The 17,013-nt window shown below is 62.8% G+C and carries 14 protein-coding genes; 7 read left to right on the top strand and 7 right to left on the bottom strand.

Annotation, left to right across the window (positions count from 1 at the left end):
* The first annotated feature begins 6 nt into the window (after positions 1-6).
* Positions 7-912 carry a LysR family transcriptional regulator gene (locus HY17_RS17980; RefSeq protein WP_034769208.1) on the top strand — a complete coding sequence of 302 codons (906 nt, stop codon included), beginning with the start codon at positions 7-9 and terminating at the stop codon, positions 910-912.
* A 159-nt stretch (positions 913-1,071) separates the two neighbouring features.
* Here the strand turns inward: HY17_RS17980 and HY17_RS17975 are convergent, their stop codons facing one another.
* From HY17_RS17975 to HY17_RS17965, 3 genes are all read right to left on the bottom strand, one after another.
* Positions 1,072-2,544: a sodium:solute symporter family protein gene (locus HY17_RS17975; protein ID WP_051600286.1), complete on the bottom strand. Its 1,473-nt coding sequence runs from the start codon at positions 2,542-2,544 to the stop codon at positions 1,072-1,074.
* 93 nt (positions 2,545-2,637) lie between these two features.
* The gene (locus tag HY17_RS17970) at positions 2,638-3,102 is read right to left on the bottom strand and encodes a Dps family protein (protein WP_051600285.1); all 465 of its coding nucleotides are present in this window, start codon (positions 3,100-3,102) and stop codon (positions 2,638-2,640) included.
* 89 nt (positions 3,103-3,191) lie between these two features.
* Entirely contained in the window at positions 3,192-4,403 is a 1,212-nt protein-coding gene (locus HY17_RS17965) for a pyridoxal phosphate-dependent aminotransferase (RefSeq protein ID WP_034769206.1), read from the bottom strand.
* A 256-nt stretch (positions 4,404-4,659) separates the two neighbouring features.
* Between HY17_RS17965 and HY17_RS17960 the strand changes: the two genes are divergently transcribed.
* Positions 4,660-4,983 (top strand): hypothetical protein, encoded by a 324-nt coding sequence (locus HY17_RS17960; RefSeq protein WP_034769204.1) that lies wholly within the window; start codon positions 4,660-4,662, stop codon positions 4,981-4,983.
* Between the two features lie 39 nt (positions 4,984-5,022).
* Entirely contained in the window at positions 5,023-6,897 is a 1,875-nt protein-coding gene (gene uvrC, locus HY17_RS17955) for an excinuclease ABC subunit UvrC (RefSeq protein ID WP_034769201.1), read from the top strand.
* Here the strand turns inward: uvrC and HY17_RS17950 are convergent.
* Positions 6,879-7,505 carry a TetR/AcrR family transcriptional regulator gene (locus HY17_RS17950; protein ID WP_034769200.1) on the bottom strand — a complete coding sequence of 209 codons (627 nt, stop codon included), beginning with the start codon at positions 7,503-7,505 and terminating at the stop codon, positions 6,879-6,881. The genes uvrC and HY17_RS17950 overlap by 19 nt on opposite strands.
* Before the next feature lie 55 nt (positions 7,506-7,560).
* On the opposite strand from HY17_RS17950, the gene HY17_RS17945 reads away from it, so the two are divergent.
* On the top strand, positions 7,561-8,946 hold the full coding sequence (locus HY17_RS17945) for an oxygenase MpaB family protein (RefSeq protein WP_197020309.1): 1,386 nt from the start codon (positions 7,561-7,563) through the stop codon (positions 8,944-8,946).
* 66 nt (positions 8,947-9,012) lie between these two features.
* Here the strand turns inward: HY17_RS17945 and HY17_RS17940 are convergent, their stop codons facing one another.
* On the bottom strand, positions 9,013-10,506 hold the full coding sequence (locus HY17_RS17940) for a M20 family peptidase (protein ID WP_065383253.1): 1,494 nt from the start codon (positions 10,504-10,506) through the stop codon (positions 9,013-9,015).
* A 111-nt stretch (positions 10,507-10,617) separates the two neighbouring features.
* On the opposite strand from HY17_RS17940, the gene HY17_RS17935 reads away from it, so the two are divergent.
* Positions 10,618-11,985: an MFS transporter gene (locus HY17_RS17935; RefSeq protein ID WP_034769198.1), complete on the top strand. Its 1,368-nt coding sequence runs from the start codon at positions 10,618-10,620 to the stop codon at positions 11,983-11,985.
* Here the strand turns inward: HY17_RS17935 and HY17_RS17930 are convergent.
* Both HY17_RS17930 and ubiG read right to left on the bottom strand, forming a co-directional pair.
* On the bottom strand, positions 11,982-12,593 hold the full coding sequence (locus HY17_RS17930) for a DUF924 family protein (protein WP_034769196.1): 612 nt from the start codon (positions 12,591-12,593) through the stop codon (positions 11,982-11,984). The genes HY17_RS17935 and HY17_RS17930 overlap by 4 nt on opposite strands.
* Before the next feature lie 5 nt (positions 12,594-12,598).
* Positions 12,599-13,381, bottom strand: coding sequence for a bifunctional 2-polyprenyl-6-hydroxyphenol methylase/3-demethylubiquinol 3-O-methyltransferase UbiG (gene ubiG / locus HY17_RS17925; RefSeq protein WP_034769194.1), 783 nt, complete (start codon positions 13,379-13,381; stop codon positions 12,599-12,601).
* Between the two features lie 89 nt (positions 13,382-13,470).
* Here ubiG and HY17_RS17920 point away from each other — a divergent pair, with 89 nt between their 5' ends.
* Together HY17_RS17920 and ptsP are read left to right on the top strand one after the other, a co-directional pair.
* A complete protein-coding gene (locus HY17_RS17920; RefSeq protein ID WP_034769192.1) occupies positions 13,471-14,718 on the top strand; it encodes an aspartate kinase in 1,248 nt (415 codons plus the stop codon).
* A gap of 25 nt (positions 14,719-14,743) precedes the next feature.
* Positions 14,744-17,008, top strand: coding sequence for a phosphoenolpyruvate--protein phosphotransferase (gene ptsP, locus HY17_RS17915; RefSeq protein ID WP_034769190.1), 2,265 nt, complete (start codon positions 14,744-14,746; stop codon positions 17,006-17,008).
* Positions 17,009-17,013 lie beyond the last annotated feature (5 nt).

Below are 17,013 nucleotides of genomic sequence, written 5' to 3'. Positions count from 1 at the left end.
TCACAGATGGATTGGGGCAAACTGAGATCTTTCCATGCTGCAGCGGAAGCTGGCAGCCTGACGTCCGCCGGAGACCGGCTGGGCATTTCGCAGTCGGCTGTCTCGCGCCAGATCGCGGCGCTGGAGGAAACGCTGGGCGTGTCGCTGTTCCAGCGCCATGCCCGCGGCCTTGTGCTGACCGATGCCGGCCACACACTGTTCCGCTCGACCATGGACATGGCGCAGGCAGCCCAGTCTGCGAACACGGCGCTGCGTGACCAGCAGGAAACCCCGCAGGGCGAACTGATTGTGTCCGCGCCGGTGGCCTTCGGGTCCACCTGGCTGGTGCCGCGGCTCGGCGGCTTTGTGAAGAAGCACCCGGACCTGCACCTCGACCTGCGCCTGGAAGACCGGGAATACGACCTCCTGAAGCTGGAGGCCGAATGCGCTATCCGCCTCTGGGCCGCTGACAAGGCAGACCTGATCCAGCGCAAGCTCGGCACGGTGGCGACGAACCTCTACGCCTCGCCGGAATATCTGAAGACCGCCGGCATGCCGCGCACGCCGCAGGACCTCGATAATCACCGTATCATCGCCTATGGCGACGAAAGCTCGCCCCTGCAGGAGATGAGCTTTGCCTGCCGTGTCGGCCGCGACGACGCCCCGCCGCGCCCGGCCACGCTGAAGGTGAACAATGTCTTCGCCATGCTCCGTGCGGTCGATGCCGGTCTCGGAATTGCGGACGTGCCGGACTATATGGCCTCCACCATGCCGCGGCTGGTGAAGGTCTTGCCGGAAAATGTCGGCCCGATCTTCGATCTCTACTTTATCTACCCAAGCGATCTGCGCCGTTCGAAGCGGGTTGCGGCCTTCCGCGACTTCGTAACAGCTGAAACAGAACAGCTACGCCGCTCAGCCATGCGGCAGGTGTAAATTAACTGCAGTTAATCATGCATAATTGCATGAGTGATCTGACGCAGTGGTGGTTGTGCAAGTGCGAAAAGGGACTATCTAGGCGTCATGCCAAGGGTCCCGGGCATTACCCAATCATTCCTCCGATTGGGCGTTTCCTCCCCCTTCGGGACCCGATACTCACAAGCCCGGCGCGTCAATCGCAGCCGGGCTTTTTTTTCGATCCCCAATCAGGCCGCGGGATTCCAACTGGCCAATTACCAGATAGACCGCCAACGCAGCGAGTACGGCAAACAGGTATGAACCCTCATAGCCCTGCGTCCAGCCGGGCATGGACTGCGCTGTTGCCTCGTCGAACAGGCTGACGAACCAGGCCGGCATACCCTCACCGAAGAAGCTGGCGAGCGCCCCGGCCACCATGGCCCCGAGGGCCGCCATTTCGCGTCCAAATTTGGAATGCAGTCCGATCAGCAGCGCGACGGCTATGCCCGCCGAGCCAAAGGAGGAGGCAATCTCGACAAGGCCCTTGATCGTCTCGCCCGAGGCCGCGATGGCATAGGCGAAGAGACCCGCCAGCAGGGTCAGCGAGCGGCCGAAGAGGAGTTTGCGAGGCTCCGGCAGGTTGCGCGCCACCCGCTCGATCAGGTTCCGGCTGGCAATGGCGGAGACGGCCAGCAGCGTCGTGTCCACGGTCGACAGGATGGCCGAAACGAGCGCGCCCATCAGCACGGTGTACATAAGCGGGGAGAGGTATTGCCGCGCGAGTTCCGGCAGGTAGCTGTCGGTGCTCTCGGCCTCGAACCCTGCCGCATGGCCGAGCAGGCCGATGATCAGCGGGATGGCGCCGAGCACCAGGTAGAGCCCGGAGGCGAGGTAGCAGCCCATACGGGCGATGCTGGCGGACTTTGCACCGAGGAAGCGGGAGATTGCCTCCTGCGCCACGAGCGAGCCGACAATGGGGATCATCCAGGCGTCGATCATGGAGAGCCAGCTTTCCTTCGTGCCGTCCTCTTCGGTGAGACGCCATTGCATCTGTTCCGACCCGATATGAGAGAAGGAGAAGTCACCGGTCGCCAGTACCGTGATCAGCAGGATGACGAGGCCGCCCATCATCACGCTACCTTGTACCATGTCGGTCATCGCATCGCCGAGCAGGCCGCCAATCGTCGTATAGGCGATGATGATCACGGCGCCTGCAAACAGCGCAAAGCCGAGATCTATCCCTGCCGTCTCCGACAGGATCTGTCCCATGGCGAGGAGCTGGGCCGAGGCCCAGATAATCGATGTGGGGATGGTCAGCACAGCGGCGGTGACCTCCGCCCGTGCACCGAAACGCAGCTGCATGTAGTCCGGAAACGTCATGACGCCGGAATCGCGCAGCTTGTAGGCTAGGAAGAGGGCCATGCCGATCAGGCAGAGCGTGTAGCCAAACGGGTCTGCCCGCCCGCCCGCAAGGCCTTCCTCCGCGACGGCGCCGGAGGCGCCCATCACCGTCTCCGCCCCGAACCAGGTGGCGAACACGGACACGCCGACCATCAGCACACCGAACCGGCGCCCGGCGACAAAGTAATCGGCTTCGGAATTGACGAACCGGCTTGCCCAGATGGCGATGGCAAACTGAAGGACAATATAAACTGCAAGCGCAGCGACCATCCGCCAGATCTCCCGTCTCAGTCCGTCAGAAGAGCGAAACGGTTATGAGGTTTTGGCCGCCGCGCAAGCGGTTTGTTTTGCTGGCCGGATGCCTCAGATGCTGGCGCGCAGCATCCAGGCGGTTTTCTCGGCGATCGTGGCCCGCTGGGTCATCAGATCGACCGTGACAGCGTCGCCCACTTTCTCGGCCACCTCGATCCCGTGCTTGGCGGCACGGCTGACGGCCTCATGCCCCTTGGCGAGGTTGGCGACCATGTCGCTGGCATCCGGGATGCCGTTGTCCGGCTTGATCGTGGCGAGGTCCGTCATCTCACCGGGGGAGCCCGGGGCGAAATGATCGAGCGCGCGGATGCGTTCGGCGATCTCGTCGAGGGCGGCCCAGAGCTCTGTGTACTGGGTCATGAACATGGCGTGCAGCTCGTTGAAGCGCGGGCCGGTCACGTTCCAGTGGTAGCCATGGGTCTTGGCATAGAGCGCATAGGTCTCGCCCAGCAGCTTCTTCAGTGCCTCCACGGATTGGGCCCGTTGGTCTTCCGTCAGTCCGATGTCGATCGGCATGAAATCTCTCCTTCTGGTTACCCCAATCATATGGGGATTTGCTGCTGTTGCAGCCAATCGAATGGTCGCAGGCAACCTATAGGGAAAATCTATTTCAGGGCTTCGCAGAAGCGCTGAATCCGGGTCAGCGCTTCCTTCAGGGCCTCTTCCGAGGTCGCATAGGAGACACGGAACGCCGGGGAGAGACCAAAGGCAGCGCCGAACACGACGGCGACCTTTTCGGTTTCCAGCAGTTCGGTGGCGAAATCCTCGTCCGTCTCGATCACCTTGCCGGATGGAGCCGTCTTGCCCAGCACGCCCGCGCAGGACGGATAAACATAGAACGCGCCTTCCGGTGTCGGGCAGTGCAGGCCGGGCGCCTTGTTCAGGCCCTCGACCACCATGTCGCGGCGGGCCTGGTAGGCGGCCTTGCGGACGGGCAGGAAATCCTGCGGGCCGTTCAGGGCCTCGATGGCGGCATACTGGCTGATCGAGCAGGGGTTCGAGGTCGTCTGGCTGATCACCTTGCTCATCGCCTTGATCAGCTTGTCAGGTCCGCCGGCATAGCCGATCCGCCAGCCGGTCATGGCGTAGGCTTTCGACACGCCATTGATGGTCAGCGTGCGCTCCCACAGGGCCGGCTCGACCTGGGCGATCGTCGTGAACTCGAAATCGTCATAGACGAGGTGCTCATACATGTCGTCGGTCATCACCCAGACGTGCGGGTGGCGCAGCAGCACATCGGCCAGCGCCTTCAGCTCGTCACGGGTGTAGGCCGCGCCGGTCGGGTTCGACGGCGAGTTCAGGATCAGCCATTTGGTGTTCGGCGTGATCGCCGCTTCCAGAGCCTCCGGTGTCAGCTTGTAGCTGGAGTTCGGGCCGCACTCGACCTTCACCGGCTCGCCGCCTGCCATGAGCACCATTTCCGGATAGGACACCCAGTAAGGGGCCGGGCAGATGACTTCGTCGCCGGGGTTCAGCGTCGCGACGAGGGCATTGTAGATCACCGGCTTGCCGCCCGGGGCGACGTGGATCTGGGCTGGGGTATAGGTCAAACCGTTTTCGCGCTTGAACTTGCCGCAGATGGCTTCCTTCAGCTCCGGCAGGCCGTCGGCCGGTGTGTACTTGGTCTTGCCTTCCTGAATGGCGCGAATGCCGGCCGCCTTGATATTCTCCGGCGTGTCGAAATCCGGTTCGCCCGCGCCGAGGCCGATGACGTCATGGCCAGCGCGTTTCAGTTCGGCCGCCTTGGTGGTGACGGCGATGGTGGCAGAGGGTTTGACGCGGTCGAGCGCGTCCGACAGGCGGAGATCAGCAGCCATGATAAGTCCTTGAGGCGGTCCCAGGAGTTCGGCCCCGGCAGGAGCGCCGGGCCGTGCCCGCAATACGCTTCGCAGACGGTGCCCGCAAGCCCTGTTCCCGCGGCATTTCGGGCACGGCGATGGTTAACAAAGCATGGCGCGGGCTGGCGCGATTTCACGTCACGCGGCGCACGATATTTAAAGATTATATGCGATCCTGCCCGGCGGTTGAGGGAGCTTTCTTTTCCTGTGGCAGGGGAGGAGAGGTGTCATGAGAATGGCGAACATACCGAACGCGTACGAGAAGATCGAACGCGACCTCGGCAGACTGATCGACGAAGCAGCCAGAGACGCACAGATCTGGTTTGAGCGGCTTTCCGACATGGAACGCCTGATGGGGCTTTGCGGCTTCATCCTGATATTGTTCTGTCTGGTCATTTCGAAATCGGCGACCCGGGCGGCAGATCCCGGCACCAGCCGCAGCTTTGCCGGCTCGTTCACACTGGTCGTGGTGTTCAGCTTTCTGGCAGGCATGCTGATCGACAGTCCGTTCGATCCGCGCAACTTCGTGAACGAAGACTTCATCCGCCGCATCCTCTAAAGCTCGCATAACGGCGCCAGCTCGCCTATTTTGCGGTTCATGGAGACTGAATCGCCGGGCGCAGCCCCCTTGCGGGGTGTTGACGTCATCAAGGACAATCTGACCCGCCTGCCGGCGAAGCCCGGCGTCTACCGCATGTACGGGGACGCCGACGAAGTGCTGTATGTCGGCAAGGCGCGGAACCTGAAGGCGCGGGTCTCGAACTATGCCCGCCTTGGCGGCCATACCCAGCGGATCGCCCGGATGATCGCGCTGACCAAGCGGATGGAATTCGTCGTCACCGAAAGCGAGACCGAGGCGCTGCTGCTGGAGGCAAGCCTGATCAAGAGCCTGAAGCCGCGCTTCAACGTGCTGCTGCGGGACGACAAATCCTTCCCCTACATCCTGATCCGCCGGGATCATGAGGCGCCGCAGATCAAGAAGTATCGCGGATCGAAACAGGACCAGGGGGATTATTTCGGCCCCTTCGCCAGCGCCGGCGCGGTGATGCGCACGCTGGACACGCTGCAGAAGGCCTTCCTGCTGCGCACCTGCGAGGACAGTGTCTACAATGCCCGCACGCGGCCTTGCATGCTGCATCAGATCAAGCGCTGCGCGGCGCCCTGCGTGGGCCTGATCTCCATTCGCGACTATCAGGAGCTGGCCGATGAGGCGGCCGACTTCCTGCGCGGGAAGGGGGCAGACCTGCAGAAACGGCTCGCCAGGGAAATGGAAGAGGCCGCCGAGGCGATGGATTTCGAGCGCGCTGCCGCCCTGCGCGACCGCATCCGCGCCATCGCTCATGTGCGCGGCAGCCAGGACGTGAATCCGGACGACATCGAGGAAGCCGACATCTTCGCCATCTCGATGGAGGGCGGGGTGTCCTGCGTGCAGGTCTTCTTCATCCGCGCCGGGCAGAACTGGGGCGCGAGTGCGCACTATCCGCGCCATGAGCGTGATCAGACAGCGGAGGAAGTGCTCTCGGCCTTCCTGGTGCAGTTCTATGACAAGCGTCCGCCGCCGCGGCTGATCCTGGTTTCCGACATGCCGGAACAGGCGGACCTGATCGCCGAGGCGCTGAGCTTCAAGGCCAACCGCAAGGTCGAGATCCGCAAGCCGGAGCGCGGCAGCAAGAAGGATCTCGTCACTCAGGCCGCCCGCAATGCCAGCGAGGCCGTGACGCGCAAATTGTCGGAAACGGCCAGCCAGGCGCGGCTCCTCTCCGAAGTGGCGAAAGTGTTCGAGCTGGAGAAGCCGCCGGAGCGGATCGAGATCTACGACAACTCCCACATTCAGGGCACGAATGCCGTGGGCGGCATGGTGGTCGCGGGGCCGGAGGGCTTCATGAAGAACGCCTACCGCAAGTTCAATATCAAGGATACGAGCCTCGAGCCGGGCGACGATTATGGCATGATGCGCGAGGTGATGCGCCGCCGGTTCAATCGCGCCAAGAAGGAGCGGGAGGAGGGTGACCCGTCCAACTGGCCGGACCTTGTTCTGATCGATGGCGGCCTCGGCCAGCTGAACGCCGTGATTGAGGCGCTGAAGGAAATTGATCTGACGCCGGATGATGTGACGCTGGTCTCCATTGCGAAGGGCGTCGACCGGAATGCCGGGCGGGAGCAGTTCTTCCGTCCGGGCAGGGCGCCGTTCAAGCTGCCGGAGAATGCGCCGGTGCTTTATTACCTGCAGCGCCTGCGCGACGAGGCGCACCGCTGGGCGATCGGCGCGCACCGGCAGAAACGCTCGGCCGCGATCGGCAAGTCTCCGCTGGACGAGATCGAAGGCATCGGCCCTGCGCGCAAGAAGGCGCTGCTGCACCATTTCGGCTCGGCGAAGGGCGTGTCCCGCGCGAAGGTGGCGGACCTGATGGAAGTGGACGGCGTGAACGAGGCGCTGGCAGAGCGCATCCACGGTCACTTCAACGGAGGCTGACCGTCCACATAACCCGCGCGTGCCGCCAGGTTTGCGATATAGCTTTCCATCAGGTGGACGAGTTCGTCTTCCAGAGTCTGCGGATCGAGTTCCAGTTCAGGCTCAGCGATCGTTGCGCGCAGCAGGTAGATCACGGTGTGCGTCAGGATGAAGGACGCCTCTTTGCCGAGGCCGAAGCCGAATTCCTCCCGCTGGCCGAGGGAGTCCATGAAGGTGAAATGCTGGCGGCTGACTTCCTTGCCGCCCTGGGACTGGAAGACGGTGTTGGACAAGATGAGCTGCGTTTCAGGCGTGCCCTGAACACCCTGCATGGCGGCGCGGATGATCAGGCGCACCGAGCTCATGTTCGGCTCGTCGAGCAGCAATTGCGTGATCTTTTCCCGCAGGGCGTCGCTGTAACGCCGGCTGAGTTCCACCAGGATTGCGTCGCGGTCATCGAAATACTGGTAGAGCGTGCCGATGGAAACGCCCGCCCGCTTGGCGATGCGACTGGTCGTGAATTTGGCGTATCCGTCCGAATCCAAAACCTGAAAGGCGGCTTCCAGAATTGCGTCGACCGTGGCTTTGGCGCGCGCCTGTTTTGGATTTCTTCTATTTATATCAACCATTTAGATCGGGCCCGCACTTTCTGAGACTCGCGTTTTCAGAAAGCGAATAGAAAATATGAGGATTTCTTACATTATTGGCGAAGCAGCGTCTGAAACGCAACCGGAGTACATGATGACCGCATCGCTCGAAGATGTGCACAAGCGCATTGCGCTTCAAAAAACGGCCTTGCCGGTGATGTATGGAGACATCGACTTTTCGATGGTGCCGGAGCGTTACACCGAGGATCTCTCCGTCAGTTCCATGCGGGACTATGCGAAGAAATTCCCGCCGCCGCCGGCTGACATGGTGGAGCGGGTGAAGGCCTATACGATGCTGGGCGACATCACGGCGGACGCCTATGCGGCCCTGATGCCGCAATACGGTTTCAAGCGGCTGGTCGACATGCTGACCACGGCCTGTGACGAAGGCATCGACGCGGTGCCGGACGCGCCGGCGGAGCTGGCCGCGCTGATCGCTGAAATGGAAGTGAAGCCCGAGTGGCTGAATATGGACCTTGTGCGCGAAGGCGCGCGGCTGAACCGGCTGCCCATGGCCGAGACCTCGCCCTGGATGATCCGCGGCGCATTTCTCGCGACCTTCCTCAACAAGTATACCGCGCTTCCCATGGCGCTGACCGGTACGCTCAGCCACTCGACGGCATCGCGCCGTGTGAACGAGACGGCGACCTTCTTCACCATCACGACACTGCCGGGTGCGCTCGAGCCGCGTGGGGAAGGTTTCAAGGCCGCCGCCATGGTGCGCCTGATGCATTCCATGGTGCGGTTCAACGTGTTGCGCCGGGTGAAGGGCTGGGACCCATCCGTCTACGGTATTCCGATCCCGCAGGTGGACCAGATGCCGGCTGGCCTGATCGATGTGTTCCTGCTGGCCTTCAAGATGGTGGAAGAAGGCCGGACAGAGTTCACGGCAGAGGAGCGCGCCCGCGTAGAGTTCAGCCGCTACCGCTGTTTCCTGCTGGGCCTGCCGGAAGACCTGTTGATGGATACGCCGCAGGGCATCATCGACATCATGAATGCGCGCAGCGGATCGATCCTCGCCGGGTTCGATGACGAGACCTGCGGGGCGCTGGTGCGGGCGACCCTGTCGACCTATCTGCCGCCGAACAAATCTCTCGGAAACCGGATCCACAACGCTCTGGAGCGCCGCCTCGCGCGGCTGGTCCTGGTGCAGCACTTCCTGGGTGGGAACAGCCAGATGGCACGCGATATCGGCGTGCCCGTCGGCCCGCTGGACTATGCGGTTGCCGGCGTTCTGTTCCCGATGATAGCGGCGAAAATGGCGATCTACAGCACGGCACTGAAGGTGCCGGGTCTGCGCGGGCTCGTGGATCGTCACCTCGTCGCCAAACTCCGCCGTCTGCTCGTACGCTACGGCCATGCCGAGTTCACGACGGACGCGTCAGCCTATCGACAGGCTGCACCTGCTGTCCCGGCGGAGTAGGGGGGCGCAGCGGCCGGCTTCTTCAATTGAAGGGCCGGCCGCTGTTGTTCCGTAACCGGAGAAGAATCAGTCGCCCTGGTCCATGGCGACGATGATCTGGGCGAAGCCGTTGGAGATGCGGCCCATATTCTCAACCGACATGCGTTCATTCGTTCCATGGAAACCGGTCAGGTCCACCGGCGTGATGACGGCTGGCGAGAAACGGTAGACGCGCGGCGTGATCGCCGTGGCGTAGCGGCCATCCGTTGCGCCGATCACCAGGGCCGGGGCAACCGGGGCGCCGTCACCGGCCGCTTCGGCCACACTGGCCAGCACGGCATAGGGGCGGCCATCGGTCGGCGAGACGGGCGAGGCTTCGCCGCCACCTTCTTCCGGCACGCCGACCTGGATGCCTTCGATATCTTTCGTCACGTCCTTCACATGCTCGACCACGTCGGCGACCGTGTCGTTCGGGTGGACGCGGAAATTGACCACGGCGGTCGAGCGTTGCGGCAGCACGTTTTCCTTAGCTGATCCGCCCAGCATGGTCGGTGCGGTCGTGGTCCGGATCATCGCATTGCCGGCAGGCGTCGCGGCGAAGGATTTCTCCACCATGCCGCCGAACAGCCACATGTTTGCCAGCGCCATTTTCTGCATGAACGGCATGTCACCGGAAGAGGCGAGCAGGAGGTCGGAGACCGGCGGCCTGGAGAAGTCTGCCGGCATCTGGTTCTCGTCGAGTGCGACGATGGCCTTGCCGAGCTGCACGTTCGCAGAGTCGCGCGGCGGCATGGACGAGTGGCCGCCGGTGCCGACCGAGGTGACCTGCAGCGTGACATAGCCTTTTTCGGAAACGCCGATCATGCCCATCTTGGCGCCGGTCAGTGGCGACGGATCAAGAATGGCAAAGCCTTCATCGACGGCCATCACCGGTTCGATGCCACGGGATTTCAGCAGGGCGATGGCTTTTTCCGCGCCGGAGCCCAGCACTTCCTCGTCATGTCCGAACTGGAGAATGACGGTCCGCTTCGGCTGGAAGCCGGAGGCGGCGAGGGCTTCGACCGCTTCCATGATACCGATCAGGTTGCTCTTGTCGTCGAGGGCGCCGCGGCCATAGATATAGCCGTCGATGATGTCGCCCTTGAACGGCGCGCCGGTCCAGTCACCCTCAGTGCCGATGTTCACGGGCACGACGTCCTGGTGCGCCATCAGCAGCAGGGGCTGGAGCGACGGGTCGGAGCCCTGCCAGGTGTAGAGCAGGGTCAGCGTGTCCGGCACGATTTCCTTCGTCATCGCCGCATGCGCGGCCGGATAGGTTGCTTCCAGCCAGTCGTGCAGCGCCAGCCAGGGGCCTTCCTGTCCGGGGCGCGGATCGCCGCCTGCCAGCGTGATAGTCTTGAACTGGATCGCCTCTGACAGGTGTTCCGCCGCGGTGTCAGCCGAGATGGCCGGCACGTCCGGCAACTCCACCCGGTCGCCCACAGGGGCGCCGCCATAGGTGAAGGTGCGGTACAGCACGACGGCAACCAGCAGCGCGACTAGGGCGCCGAGCCCCAACAGGAATTTCTTGAACACTGACATACCCTCCAGTCCGTTCGGCGCGGACGGTCGCGGGTCGCCCGGGGTTCGTCAAGCCGTCGGGTGGCAAAAAAATGACTTGGCCGTCACGATTTTCGAGGCAATCATGGACGCATGACTGACGCTCCGGCCAAGCGCCTGTCCCTGCCAAGGGTTCTCGCTTTTTCCTCTCTGAGTATCCCGCTTGCCGGAGTCGGCTTGCCGGTCGGTGTCTACCTTGCGCCGCTCTATGCGCGGGAAGTCGGCCTTGGCCTCGAGCTGACTGGCCTCCTGTTCATGCTGCTCAGGTTCTGGGACATCTTCACCGATCCGGTGATGGGCTACCTGGTTGACCGCTACCGCAGCCCGTGGGGCCGTGTGCGCCACTGGATCGTGCTGTCGGTGCCGATCCTGGGACTGGCCACTTATTTCGTCTACATGCCCAGCGTAGGGGCAGGGCCGGGTTATTTCGTCGGCTGGATGGTGCTCTTCTATATCGGCTTTACCCTGTTGCAGACGGCCCGCTCGGCCTGGGTGCCGGCGATCGCGGTCGACTATGATGACCGATCGCGCTTCTTCCAATGGGCCGAAATTGTCAGCGTTCTGTCGATGCTGTTCCTGCTGGCGATCCCGGTGGTGCTGGAGCTTGCCGGCTTTGGTGTCGGGCGGATGGGGCAGGTGGCTGTCATGGGCTGGGTGCTGCTGATCGCGCTGCCGATCTCGGCTTTCCTGTCGTGTGCCTTCGTGCGCGACGAGCCCGTGCGCGGCGACAAGGGGAACGCCGAGAAGTTCCGGTTGCGTCCCTTCATTGCCGCGCTGCGTAACAAATACCTCGGGCACATCCTGCTCCTGGAACTGTTGTCCGGAACGGCGATCGCCGTGACCTCGGCGAACTATTTGTTCGTTGCGGAATTTGTGTTCGGTCTTTCGGACGGCATGAGCAGCCTGGTCCTGATGTTTTTCTTCATCATGGCGGTCTGTGCCTTGCCATTCTGGCTGAAACTGGCCGCGCGCACCGAGAAGAGCTTTGCGTTCAAGGTTGCGGCGCTTTTGTCCTGTTCCAGTTTCTTTATCTACTATATCGCCGGGCAGGTCGGCGGGTTCTGGCCGCTTTTCATCGGTGCCTTCTTCAATGGCGCGGCGTTCAGCGCCCCCATGGTGCTGGCGCGGTCAATGACGGCGGATGTTGTGGAATGGCAGGTGTCTCAGACCGGGGAGAACCGGTCCGGCATCTATTATTCCCTCATCACCAGCGCCTACAAGGTCGGCAGCAGCCTGGCCCTCGGCGTCGGCTACCTGATTCTCGGTCAGTGGGCCGGATTCCATCCGAACAAGGATAACTCGCCGGAAGCGATCCATGGCCTGTTGCTGGTCTTCTGCCTGTTGCCGGGCTCGCTCTACCTGCTCGCAGCGCTTGCCGCGTCGCGCTACCCGTTCACGCGGGCCATGCAACAGGAAGTCAGTAAATCGCTTGACCCGCGCGGGCCGGAGATCATGGACTAGAAGCCGCCGCCTTCGGCGAGCCATTCCTTCTCCGCATCTGTCGACTCCCGGCCGAGCGCCTTGTTGCGGTGCGGGAAGCGGCCGAATTCGTCGATTACCTTCTTGTGGTCCTTGGCATATTGCAGCGTGCTTTCGATCAGGTTGCGGAAGCCTTCGCGGGATTCGACCAGAAGGTCTGTGAAGACCGACACCGAACGCTCCTGGTCCTCCGGCACTTCGGAATGTTCGAGCGGCAGGTAGAAGAAGATCCGTTCCACTTCCGACATGCCCTTGTCCTGTTTCAGGGCGAGGCCGTCCTTGCAGAGGAGAAGGGCGAGGCTGTCCTGTTCGAAGGCTTTGGCCTCATCGCGGTAGAGGTTCCGGCTGAACTGATCGAGCACGATGATGACGGCGAGGCGTTCGCGCGGGCCGCGGGCTGCCCAGTCTTCGGCGGAAGGCAGGTCTGAGAGTGTCTCCAGCAACTCACCGAAGCGTTTGCGGATCTCCGCGTCTGTCTCTTGCGACTTGCCGAACCAGAGCTTGTGCTTTTTCCCCGCTGCGTCCGGTGAGGCAGACGCCTCGCCGATCCAGTAATCGATGACGTCCTGCGGGGTGGGAAGTTCGCTCATTCTGTTCAGGCCTGCTGTTCGGGTCTCGTGGCAATAATCATGTAATTGACCGAGGTGTCGGTACTGATCTTCCATGCCCCGGTCAGCGGCGTGTAGGAAACGCCGGCCGGCGGCTCCGGTTCCAGACCGGCTGCAGCGAGGGCGTCGTGCACGGTTTCCGGCGGCAGGAATTTCGACCAGTCATGTGTGCCGCGCGGCAGCCAGCCAAGAATGTATTCCGCGCCGACCACGGCCGTCGCCAGCGCCTTGGCCGTCTTGTTCAGCGTCGCCACGATCATCAGCCCGCCGGGCTTCACGAGGCTGGCGGTGTCCTTCAGGAACTGCACAGGGTCTGCGACATGTTCGACCACTTCGAGGTTCAGAACGATGTCGAAAGGCGGCTCACCCGCATCGATCAGGCCTTCGGCAGTGCCGGCCCGGTAGTCGATGGAGAGGCCCTCTTCCTGCGCATGCGTCAGCGCAGTCTTTATGTTGGCTTCGGAGGCGTCGACGCCGCTCACGGTCGCGCCGAGCCGCGCCATGGGCTCGCAGACGAGGCCGCCGCCGCAACCAATGTCCAGTAATCTCAATCCTTCCAAGGGTTTAACCTTACCCGGCGCGATCCCGAAATGCCGTTCTGCCGTCTCGCGGATGAAGCGCAAGCGGACGGGGTTAAACCGGTGCAAAGGGCGAAATTTGCCCTTTGGGTCCCACCACTCTGCAGCGATGGAGGAAAATTTTTCCACCTCGGCCGGGTCGATGCTCGGCGTCCTGGGTGCCCCTAGGGAGCCTTCAATTGTTTTCACCATGCTCTATCAAACCTGTTTGATCCGGCTTCGAACAGCCCCTATGAGGGCGCTTATAGGGGCATACCCGTTTCTACAGGATATAGGGCGAAATGGCGCGCACGGTACTCAAGTTTGGCGGAACCTCAGTCGGAGACCTCGATCGCATTGCGAACGTGGCCGACATTGTGGCCGCTCGCGCAAAGCAGGGTGAGCATATGGCTGTGGTCGTTTCGGCCATGGCAGGGGAGACCAACAAGCTGGTCGCGCTGGCCGAGGGAGCTGCGGGCACCGAGCTGACCCGCGATCAGTTCGACGACGAGTATGATGTCGTCGTGGCCTCGGGCGAGCAGGTGACGGCGGGCCTTCTGGCACTGGCGCTGCGCAAGCGCGGCCTGAAGGCACGATCCTGGCTCGGCTGGCAGCTGAAGCTGAAAACCAACAAGAGCCACGGCAAGGCCCGCATCATGGGCTTTGACGATTCCCGCCTGCCGGATTCCATTGATGCGGGCGAGATCGCCGTGATCGCCGGTTTCCAGGGCGTGACCGAAGATGAGCGTGTCGCCACGCTCGGCCGGGGCGGGTCCGACACCAGTGCCGTGGCGGTCGCCGCCGCGCTGAACGCCCAGGTCTGCGACATCTATACCGATGTCGACGGCGTCTACACGACCGACCCGCGCATTGTTCCAAAGGCGCGGCGGATCGAAAAAATCTCGTTCGAGGAAATGCTCGAAATGGCTTCGCTGGGCGCCAAGGTCCTCCAGACCCGCTCAGTTGAGATGGCCATGAACCATAACGTGCCGGTGCGCGTGCTCTCCAGCTTCCTGAAGCCCGGAGAGCCCAATCCCGGAACCCTAGTCTGCGCAGAGGAAGAAATCGTGGAAAAGCAGGTTGTCAGCGGCGTCGCCTATTCGCGTGATGAGGCGAAGGTCACTCTTTACGGCATGCCGGACAAACCGGGCGTTTCGGCAAAACTGTTTGCCGCACTCGCCAAGGCCGGGGTCAATGTCGACATGATCGTCCAGGCCAATGCCCGTGGTCCGGACCGCGCCAACATGGTTTTTACCTGCACCGACCGAGACAGCCCGTTCGCAAAAGAGACGCTGGAAAAGATGCAGGACGAGCTCGGTTTTGAGTCGATGGAAGTCACACGCGATGTCTCCAAGGTCTCGATCATCGGCGTCGGCATGAAGAGCCATACGGGTGTCGCCGAGACGATGTTCCGCGCGCTTTCGGAGAAGAACATCAACATCGATGTCATCGCGACGTCCGAAATCAAGATTTCGGTCCTCATCGCAGCGCCTTATACGGAACTGGCCGTGCGGGCCCTGCACACTGCCTTCGGCCTTGACGCCGAGTAAGACCGCCTGCGACAAGCAGGACTAGATGGCCTACAATCTACCTGCCACGCGTCTGCTGATGAACCGCCTCCGCCAGATGATGGCAGAGGATGGAGAAGCACGTTCACGGCTCGACAATGTGGTCCGGCTGATCGCCTCCACCATGGTGGCGGATGTGTGCTCGATCTACCTGCGCGATCGCGGCGGCCAGCTTATCCTCATCGCGACCGAGGGCCTGAAGCCGGAAGCGGTCGGCAACACCCGCCTGTCGGCCAATGAAGGCCTTGTCGGCCTCGTGTCCCGCCGGGCCGAACCGATGGCGATTCAGGATGCGCCGCGTCATCCCTCCTTCTCCTATCGCCCGGAAACGGGGGAGGACCCGTTCCACGCCTTCCTCGGTGTGCCCATTCTGCGGGGCGGCCGGGTGATCGGCGTGTTGACCGCCCAGAACAGGACCGAACGGGTCTATGGCGATGAAGAGATCGACACGCTGCAGACCATCGCCATGGTGCTGGCAGAGATCGTCGACCGGATCGATCCCGAACACCTCGACAATGGCAACGGGCATGAGCGGACCCGCAATCCCGTCTCCCTGCGCGGGCGCGTTTTCTGCGAAGGCCTCGGCTATGGCCGCGCGGTGCTGCATGACCCGGTCGTGCCGGCGGCGAAATTCTTCGCCAGCGATCAGGAGCTTGAGGCGGAACGGCTGACCCGCGCGCTGAGCGGCCTCAGGAAATCGATTGACCGGATGATGGCCATCGATGGCGCTGTGCTGGGCGACGACCCGCGCGACGTGATGGAGACCTATCGCCTGCTGGCGCATGACCCGTCCTGGGCCGAGAAACTGCAGGAAGGTGTGCGTTCGGGCCTTTCCGCTGAAGCGTCGATCGACCGGGCCCGCCGCGAACACCGCGCCCGCCTGCAAAGCGCGCGTGACCCCTATCTGCGCGAGCGGCTGCATGACCTCGAAGACCTCGACAACCGCCTGTTGCGCATTCTGGGCGGGGACGAAGGCCGTCCGGAGATCAGCGAGGAACGCAGTGTTCTGGTGGCCCGGCGCCTCGGCCCGGCGGAATTGCTGGAATATGCGAATGCCGGCCTGCGCGGCATCCTGATGGAAGAGGCAGCAGCCTCGTCCCACGCCGCCATCGTGGCCCGCGCGCTCGGCATTCCGACGCTGGGCGGCATCGAGGGCCTGACGACTAGGATCGATCAGGGCGACTGGCTGATCGTCGATGCAGAGCAGGGCGTGCTGCACGTCCGCCCCGATGATGCGCTCTATGACGCCTACAAGGACCGGGTGGCCCTGCGCTCTGAGCGTCAGGCCGCCTATGCCGCCCTGCGCAACAAGCCCGCCCGGACAAAAGACGGAACAGACGTCCGCCTGATGCTGAATGCGGGCCTGGAGCTGGACCTCGACACGCTGGACCAGACCGGCGCTGACGGCGTGGGCCTGTTCCGGACCGAATTCCAGTTCCTGGTCTCCGAAACGCTGCCGCGGCTGGACGATCAGGTTCAGCTCTACCGCCGCGTGCTGGACAAATCGCTGGGCAAGAAGGTGATTTTCCGCACGCTGGACCTCGGCGGCGACAAGGTGCTGCCGGCGCTGAACCTGCAGCGGGAAGAAAACCCCGCGCTCGGCTGGCGGTCCATCCGGTTTGCGCTGGACCATCGCGGCCTGTTCCGCCGCCAGCTGCGCGCGCTGATCCGGGCTGCGGGGGAGAACGCGCTGACGGTCATGTTCCCGATGGTGACCGTGCCGAGCGAATTCTTTGCAGCCAAAGAGCTGCTGATGAAGGAAGTCGAATGGACCTACGAAGCGACTGGCAAACGTCCGTCTCGCATCGAGGTCGGCGTGATGCTGGAAACCCCGGCGCTGGCCTTCAGCCTGAAGGAACTGGCCGGCGAGGCAGAGTTCCTGTCGGTTGGCACCAACGATCTGATGCAGTTCTTCTATGCCGCCGACCGCATGACGCCGTCTGTCTCGGATCGGTACGACCTTGTTTCACCGAGCGCTTTGCGCTTCCTGAATATGGTTTCCGAAGAGTGCAGAACCCACGGAATCGGGATGTCCGCCTGCGGGGAGGCGACCGGTTCCAGCCTCTCGGCGCTCTGTTTCGTTGCGCTCGGGTTTACCAATCTTTCAATGTCTGCTGGATCGATCGGTCCAGTCAAACGTATGATCAGAAGCCTTGATCTTACAGCGTTTCGGGCCGATTTCATGGATGCGCTCGATAAACCGAACGATGCGTTCCGTAACCAGTTGTTAGCTCTTGCGGCTGAACATGGCGTGGAATTGGCGGAAGGTTGATAGAT

Origin of the sequence: Hyphomonas sp. CY54-11-8 (assembly GCF_000682735.1) — a bacterium.
Classification (GTDB): Bacteria; Pseudomonadota; Alphaproteobacteria; order Caulobacterales; family Hyphomonadaceae; genus Hyphomonas.
Note: the sequence above shows the minus strand (reverse complement) of the source record. Positions and strands in the feature narration are given on the sequence as shown.

Excerpts from the sequence above, each read along its gene's own strand:
- HY17_RS17980 (WP_034769208.1), top strand. The coding sequence starts at position 7 with ATGGATTGGGGCAAACTGAGATCTTTCCATGCTGCAGCGGAAGCTGGC.
- HY17_RS17930 (WP_034769196.1), bottom strand. The coding sequence starts at position 12,593 with ATGAGCGAACTTCCCACCCCGCAGGACGTCATCGATTACTGGATCGGC.
- HY17_RS17920 (WP_034769192.1), top strand. The coding sequence starts at position 13,471 with ATGGCGCGCACGGTACTCAAGTTTGGCGGAACCTCAGTCGGAGACCTC.
- HY17_RS17950 (WP_034769200.1), bottom strand. The coding sequence starts at position 7,505 with ATGGTTGATATAAATAGAAGAAATCCAAAACAGGCGCGCGCCAAAGCC.
- uvrC (WP_034769201.1), top strand. The coding sequence starts at position 5,023 with ATGGAGACTGAATCGCCGGGCGCAGCCCCCTTGCGGGGTGTTGACGTC.
- HY17_RS17970 (WP_051600285.1), bottom strand. The coding sequence starts at position 3,102 with ATGCCGATCGACATCGGACTGACGGAAGACCAACGGGCCCAATCCGTG.
- ptsP (WP_034769190.1), top strand. The coding sequence starts at position 14,744 with ATGGCCTACAATCTACCTGCCACGCGTCTGCTGATGAACCGCCTCCGC.
- HY17_RS17965 (WP_034769206.1), bottom strand. The coding sequence starts at position 4,403 with ATGGCTGCTGATCTCCGCCTGTCGGACGCGCTCGACCGCGTCAAACCC.
- HY17_RS17975 (WP_051600286.1), bottom strand. The coding sequence starts at position 2,544 with ATGGTCGCTGCGCTTGCAGTTTATATTGTCCTTCAGTTTGCCATCGCC.
- HY17_RS17960 (WP_034769204.1), top strand. The coding sequence starts at position 4,660 with ATGGCGAACATACCGAACGCGTACGAGAAGATCGAACGCGACCTCGGC.
- ubiG (WP_034769194.1), bottom strand. The coding sequence starts at position 13,381 with ATGGTGAAAACAATTGAAGGCTCCCTAGGGGCACCCAGGACGCCGAGC.
- HY17_RS17935 (WP_034769198.1), top strand. The coding sequence starts at position 10,618 with ATGACTGACGCTCCGGCCAAGCGCCTGTCCCTGCCAAGGGTTCTCGCT.
- HY17_RS17945 (WP_197020309.1), top strand. The coding sequence starts at position 7,561 with ATGAGGATTTCTTACATTATTGGCGAAGCAGCGTCTGAAACGCAACCG.
- HY17_RS17940 (WP_065383253.1), bottom strand. The coding sequence starts at position 10,506 with ATGTCAGTGTTCAAGAAATTCCTGTTGGGGCTCGGCGCCCTAGTCGCG.